This window comes from Corynebacterium sp. (assembly GCF_030535495.1).
Classification (GTDB): Bacteria; Actinomycetota; Actinomycetes; order Mycobacteriales; family Mycobacteriaceae; genus Corynebacterium.
The window spans coordinates 2,509-6,674 of the sequence record NZ_JAUNRW010000110.1 but is presented as its reverse complement, the minus strand read 5'-3'; the positions used below and the strand labels follow the sequence as shown (position 1 = coordinate 6,674).

General features: G+C 68.1%; 5 protein-coding genes. All 5 read left to right on the top strand.

All coding sequences use genetic code 11. The annotated features are described in order from the left end of the window. Positions 1-28 precede the first annotated feature (28 nt). Positions 29-472 carry a 50S ribosomal protein L13 gene (gene rplM / locus Q4F73_RS10720; RefSeq protein WP_303359338.1) on the top strand — a complete coding sequence of 148 codons (444 nt, stop codon included), beginning with the start codon at positions 29-31 and terminating at the stop codon, positions 470-472. Continuing rightward, a complete protein-coding gene (gene rpsI / locus Q4F73_RS10715; RefSeq protein WP_303359337.1) occupies positions 469-1,023 on the top strand; it encodes a 30S ribosomal protein S9 in 555 nt (184 codons plus the stop codon). The genes rplM and rpsI overlap by 4 nt, the downstream gene beginning before the upstream one ends. An 85-nt stretch (positions 1,024-1,108) precedes the next feature. Further along, positions 1,109-2,452 carry a phosphoglucosamine mutase gene (gene glmM, locus Q4F73_RS10710; RefSeq protein ID WP_303359336.1) on the top strand — a complete coding sequence of 448 codons (1,344 nt, stop codon included), beginning with the start codon at positions 1,109-1,111 and terminating at the stop codon, positions 2,450-2,452. Between the two features lie 125 nt (positions 2,453-2,577). After that, on the top strand, positions 2,578-2,826 hold the full coding sequence (locus tag Q4F73_RS10705; RefSeq protein ID WP_303359335.1) for a hypothetical protein: 249 nt from the start codon (positions 2,578-2,580) through the stop codon (positions 2,824-2,826). Further along, positions 2,823-4,166 (top strand): hypothetical protein (locus Q4F73_RS10700; protein ID WP_303359334.1); only part of this gene is annotated, 1,344 nt, incomplete at its 3' end. The genes Q4F73_RS10705 and Q4F73_RS10700, both read left to right, overlap by 4 nt.

The window sequence follows — 4,166 nt, the reverse complement described above, 5'->3', positions numbered from 1 at the left end:
CCCCAGACAGACTTTCAAGGAGTCATTAGTGTCTACTTACCACCCGAAGAGCGGTGACATCACCCGTAAGTGGTACGTCATCGACGCCACCGACGTGGTGCTGGGCCGTCTCGCCACCCACGCAGCCGATCTGCTGCGCGGCAAGGGCAAGCCCCAGTTCACCCCGAACGTTGACTGCGGCGACCACGTCGTCATCATCAACGCCGACAAGGTTCACGTCTCCTCCAACAAGCGTGACCGCGAGATGCGCTACCGCCACACCGGCTACCCGGGTGGTCTGCGCTCCATGACCCTGGGCAAGGCTCTGGACACCCGTCCGGAGCGCGTGGTCGAGGAAGCTATCACCGGCATGATGCCGCACAACAAGCTCTCCCGCGCTTCCGTGAAGAAGCTCCACGTTTACGCCGGCTCCGAGCACCCGTACGCCGGCCAGCAGCCCGAGACCTACGAGATCAAGCAGGTGGCACAGTGACCGAGCAGAACGAGAACCTGAACGAGGACCAGACCGTGGCCGAGGCCGGCGACATCGACGCCGCCACCGCTGCCACCGAGGAGTTCAACTACACCATCGGCGACGCCGTCGCTCCGGAGGTCTCCGACGAGGAGGCTGTCGAGGCTGCTGCCCCGATCGAGCTGGACGGCCCGATCCAGACCGTCGGTCGTCGTAAGCGCGCCATCGCCCGCGTCCACCTGGTCGCCGGCTCCGGTGAGATCACCTGCAACGGCCGCCCGATCGAGGAGTACTTCCCGAACAAGCTGCACCTGCAGGACATCATGCAGCCGCTCGCTCTCCTCGAGCGCGAGGGTCAGTTCGACATCAAGGCCAACATCGCTGGTGGCGGCCCGACCGGCCAGTCCGGCGCCCTGCGCCTGGCCATCGCCCGTGCCCTGAACCAGTACAACCCGGCTGACCGCGCCGCCCTGAAGAAGGCCGGCCTGCTCACCCGTGACGCTCGTGCCGTCGAGCGTAAGAAGGCTGGTCTGCACAAGGCACGTCGTGCCCCGCAGTACTCCAAGCGCTGATTTTTCCGCCGCTTGCCGACGCCGCTCCACCTCCGGGTGGGGCGGCGTTCGCCGTTGACGGGGTGTGGCAGGCATAATATCCGACATGACTCGACTCTTCGGTACTGACGGCGTTCGCGGCCTGGCGAACAAGGATCTCACTGTCTCGCTGGCCCTGCAGCTCGGAGCGGCGGCAGCGCACGTGTTGACCAAGAATCGACGTTCCACCGAGCGTCGCCCCACCGCCATCATCGGCCGTGACCCGCGCGTCTCCGGTGAAATGCTGGCCGCCGCCCTGGCCGCGGGCATGGCGTCGCGGGGTGTCGATGTCCTGCGCGTCGGTGTCATCCCGACCCCGGGTGTTGCTTTCCTCACCGACGACTACGGCGCTGACATGGGCGTGATGATCTCCGCCTCGCACAACCCCATGCCGGACAACGGCATCAAGTTCTTCTCCGCCGGCGGCCGCAAACTGCCCGACGCGGTGGAGGATGAGATCGAGGTCGCCATGTCCTCGCTCGCCGATAACGGCCCCACCGGTACCGGCGTCGGGCGCGTCATCGAGGAGTCCCCCGACGCCCAGGATCGCTACCTCAAGCACCTGGCGGAGGCCTCACCGATCGATCTGAGCGGCATCAAGGTGGTCGTCGACGCGGCCAACGGTGCCGCCTCCGATGTGGCTCCGAAGGCCTATGAGGCGGCCGGCGCGGAGGTGGTGGCGATCCACAACAAGCCCAACGCCTACAACATCAACGACAACTGCGGTTCCACCCACATCGACCAGCTGCAGAAGGCCGTCGTCGAACACGGTGCCCACCTGGGCCTGGCTCACGACGGTGACGCCGACCGGTGCCTGGCCGTCGACGCCGAGGGCAATGTCATCGACGGCGACCAGATCATGGCGGTGCTGGCGGTGGCGATGAAGGAGAAGTCCGAGCTGCGCAAGAACACCCTCGTGGCCACCGTCATGTCCAATCTCGGTCTGCGCCTGGCAATGGAGGAGCAGGGCATCACCATGCTCGAGACGAAGGTCGGCGACCGCTACGTTCTCGAGGGGCTCAACGAGGGCGGGTTCCGCCTCGGTGGCGAGCAGTCCGGACACATCGTTCTGCCGGTCCACTGCACCACGGGTGACGGAACGCTCACCGGCCTCAAGCTGATGGCACGGATGGCGGAGACCGGTCAGTCGCTCGGTGAGTTGGCCAGCGTGATGACCGTGCTGCCGCAGGTGCTCATCAACGTGCCGGTGGCCAACAAGGCCGCGATCATGGGCTCCGAGGCCGTTCAGGAGGCCATGGTTGAGGCTGAGGCGGAGCTCGGTTCCAACGGTCGTGTCCTGCTGCGCCCCTCGGGGACGGAGGAGCTGTTCCGCGTCATGGTCGAGGCCGCGGAGACCGAGCAGGCACGGCGCGTCGCCGGCCAACTGGCGGCCGTGGTGGCGGCAGTTTAGCCACCCCCGGGAACCTTTTGCCCTCTTGCGCAGTCCAATGATGGTGGGACCACCCACCACGGACGACGCAAGGGGGATTTTTCTTGTCCGGGATACACATTGACCTCACACCAACACTGACCGCCTTGGCGCGCATGCGCACCGAGGCAGAACAACAGCAGCTGCGCCAACTGGGCACCCGCCCGGGATTTCCGGTGGCCGCCGCCGGGAGGGCTTTCGCCGACCGCGGGGCGGCTATCGCCGCGATGCTGCAGAACGTCCACGACGCTGGTGCCACCCGTATCGAGAATCTCCGGGCCGTGACTGACGCGGCGGCGGAGCAGATGCGGGTCTACGGGGACGTCGACAAGCATTTCGGGGGTGAGCTGTCATGAGCGACCTCGCCACCGCGTACCGGGGCGTGGAGCGGATGCTCATCGGAGCCTCGGCAGGGCGCTATACCGGTGCCGGTGTCAGCCCATCCATCGTCGCGCAGGCGCTGAGTTCGACTGACGGCTTGGATCCGGGCATGCTGCTGAGCCACACCCGGGCTGCCGTCACCGACGCCAGCGCAGAGACGCTGCGCGGGGGGATCCTCGCCAAGGTGGCCGAGTTGATCGCCCAGGCGGCCCTCGGCGAGGTCCTCGGCAGGCTGGCGGGCAGCGCGCGGGACTGGTTCCGCAACCGTGAGCAGTCCGAGGAGCTTGTCGACGACGCCGCCGAGGCCACCGACGCCCTCGACGACGTCACCAACGTCTCTGATGCGGCCTGCCAGGAGGTGCTCGTGGCCCTGGAGGCCGTGATCGCCCAGCTGTGCGCCTTCCTCGCCCGCGTGGACCCGCTGGAACACCCCGAGGTGTTCTCTGAATGCGTGGGGGCAGGCGCGGACCTCATCGACTCGGCGGGGGAGTGCATCGTCAACACCTGTCGGGACAGGGACACCGCCGTGGCCGGGTGTCTCGACGAGTTCCTCTCCCGTGGGAACCGGGTCTGCGAGCAACCCGTGGAACGCGCGGCACCCCCGGTGGTCGAGTGCGCCGAGGCTGCGACACCGGCCACTCCGATCGAATCTCCTGCGGGCGGACCGAAGAAGCAGGTGACACCTCCGCCACCACCGCCACCGACGACACCGCAGGCGGTGGAGCCATCCCCTCAGATGCCTCCGGCACCGCTGGAACCGCCAGTGCAGCAGGAGCCGCCAGCGCCGCCGAAGAAGCAGGAGTGCGCGGTACCGCCGACACCGACCCCGCCGCCAACCTCGCCGCCGGCACCGCCGGTGTGTGAGACACCCACGACGCCGCAGGCGGTGGAGCCCCCACCTCAGGAGCCACCTGCACCTCCGACAAAGGAGGAAGAGGACCCGGCCTCCCGGGAGACCGACGATCCGGAGCCACCGGCACCGGCACCGGTGGACGAGTGTGTCGACTCTTCGTCGAATCCGGAGATGTGCGGGGTCCTGGGACTGCTCGGGATCGGCGTGGCATTGGTGGGCGTGGCGCTGCTCATTGAGGCGGTGTCGGAATGGGCCATGGCGGAAGCTCCGCCCGCCCCGGAACCGGCTCTGGAACCGGTGCCTGAGCCTCCCGAGCCGCCGGAGCCCCCTGCGCCCCCGAAGCAGCCGCTGGATCAGGTGCCGGAGCCGCCGCCTCCGCCGAAGAAGATGGAGGCAGCAATGGCCGCAGCCCCGCCCCCGGCCCCCGCGGGTGCCTCCGATCCCGCGGCCGCACCGGTGACC

Excerpts from the sequence above, each read along its gene's own strand:
- glmM (WP_303359336.1), top strand. The coding sequence starts at position 1,109 with ATGACTCGACTCTTCGGTACTGACGGCGTTCGCGGCCTGGCGAACAAG.